General features: G+C 64.3%; 2 protein-coding genes. Both read left to right on the top strand.

Annotated elements, in window-relative coordinates:
- Positions 1 to 933 (top strand): methyl-accepting chemotaxis protein (locus JYJ84_RS35650; RefSeq protein ID WP_205190209.1); only part of this gene is annotated, 933 nt, incomplete at its 5' end.
- Between the two features lie 413 nt (positions 934 to 1,346).
- Positions 1,347 to 1,858, top strand: a 512-nt coding sequence (locus JYJ84_RS35645) for a PAS domain-containing protein (protein WP_205190208.1), incomplete at its 3' end; no start/stop codon positions are given.

The following is a 1,858-nucleotide window of genomic DNA, read 5'->3' as shown; positions in this document are numbered from 1 at the left end:
GCGGCGGCGGCCGGCCTGTGGCTCGATGCGCAGATCGTGCGTCCGCTGAAGCGGCTGCACGACCAGGCGCTGAACGTCGCGACCGGCGAAAGCCGGCGCGGCGTGCGGATGAACCGCGTCGACGAGATCGGCATGACGCTGCGCACGATAAACCAGCTCGGGCTGATGTTCCGCTGGCTCGTCGACGACGTCAGCGAGCAGGTGCACAACGTGCAGCGCGCGAGCAACGAGATCGCGCAGGGCAACAACGACCTGAGCGCGCGCACCGAGCAGGCTGCGTCGAGCGTGCAGGAGACGGCCGCGTCGATGGCCGAGATGACGGCGACCGTCGACAGCAACGCGGAGACGGCGTTGCAGGCGAACCAGCTCGCGATGTCGGCCAGCGAGGCGGCCGGGCGCGGCGGGCAGGCGGTGGGCGAGGTCGTCACGACGATGAGCGACATCACTGCCAGCTCGCGCAAGATCGCCGACATCATCGGCGTGATCGACGGCATCGCGTTCCAGACCAACATCCTCGCACTGAACGCGGCGGTGGAGGCGGCACGTGCGGGCGAACAGGGGCGCGGCTTCGCGGTGGTCGCCGGCGAGGTGCGGGCGCTCGCGCAACGCAGCGCGAACGCGGCCAAGGAGATCAAGACGCTGATCGGCGCGAGCGTCGACCGTGTCGAGTCGGGCGCGCGGCGCGTGGACGAGGCGGGCAAGACGATGGAGGACATCGTCGCGCAGGTGAAGCGCGTGTCGGACCTGATCGCGGAGATCAGCTCGTCGACGGCCGAGCAGAGCACCGGCGTGTCGCAGGTCGATCAGGCGGTCGTGCACCTGGACAACATCACGCAGCAGAACGCGGCACTGGTCGAGCAGAGCACGGCGGCGTCGGAGAGCCTGAAGCAGCAGGCGACGCGTCTCGTGGATGCGGTGAACGTGTTCCGGTGATCGCCGGCGCGCGCACACGAGGTGCGCGCCCGAGCGTGGCCTCCTGTTTGACGCGCGCAATGCGCATTCAGGTTTTTCGATTCAAGCGCATTGCGCCAAACGAGAAATATTCGTATTTTGGATTTTGTGTCGATGCGTTGAATCGAGCGGGAAAATCACGTCAGAATAATCTGACGAATGGCCTTCAAACCGTTGCCTGGCCTGGTGTTTAGTTTCACCCATAAACGAATTGTTTGGTAAAAACAAGATGATGCATTTTTAATGCATATTTACCCGAATACGGCATAATGTTTTCGCCGAATTTGCCGAAAGCGCAGGAGCCAGACCAATGCGCGTGCGGATCGACCGCAATGCGCGGGGTCGAGAATCAATCGACAAGCGGGCGCAAGATCCGCTACCCGGAGCTCCACACCATGCGCAACAACCAGCCCGTCACGCAACGCGAATTCGATTTTCCGGACGACGCGACGCTGATGTCGACCACTGACGCGAACAGCTACATTGCCTACGCGAACGCGGCATTCATCCAGGTCAGCGGATTTTCCCCCGAAGAGATCGAAGGCCAGCCGCACAACGTGGTGCGGCACCCGGACATGCCGAAGGAGGCGTTCGCCGACATGTGGGCGACGCTCAAGGGCGGCGAGCCATGGACCGCGCTCGTGAAGAACCGCCGCAAGAACGGCGATCACTACTGGGTGCGCTCGAATACGGTGCCGGTGATGCGCAACGGGCAGCCGACCGGCTACATGTCGGTGCGCACGAAGGCGTCGCGCGACGAGATCGCCGCCGCCGAGGCGCTCTACAAGGCGTTCCGCGAAGGCAACGCCGGCAACCGGCATTTCCACAAGGGCTTGATCGTCCGCAAGGGCGTGACCGGCTTCATGTCGCTGTTCCAGACGATGTCGGTGCGGGCGCGGCTCCATGC

Source organism: Burkholderia sp. LMG 13014 (assembly GCF_905232215.1).
Lineage (GTDB): Bacteria > Pseudomonadota > Gammaproteobacteria > Burkholderiales > Burkholderiaceae > Burkholderia.
This window is presented reverse-complemented; position numbering and strand designations above follow the sequence as displayed.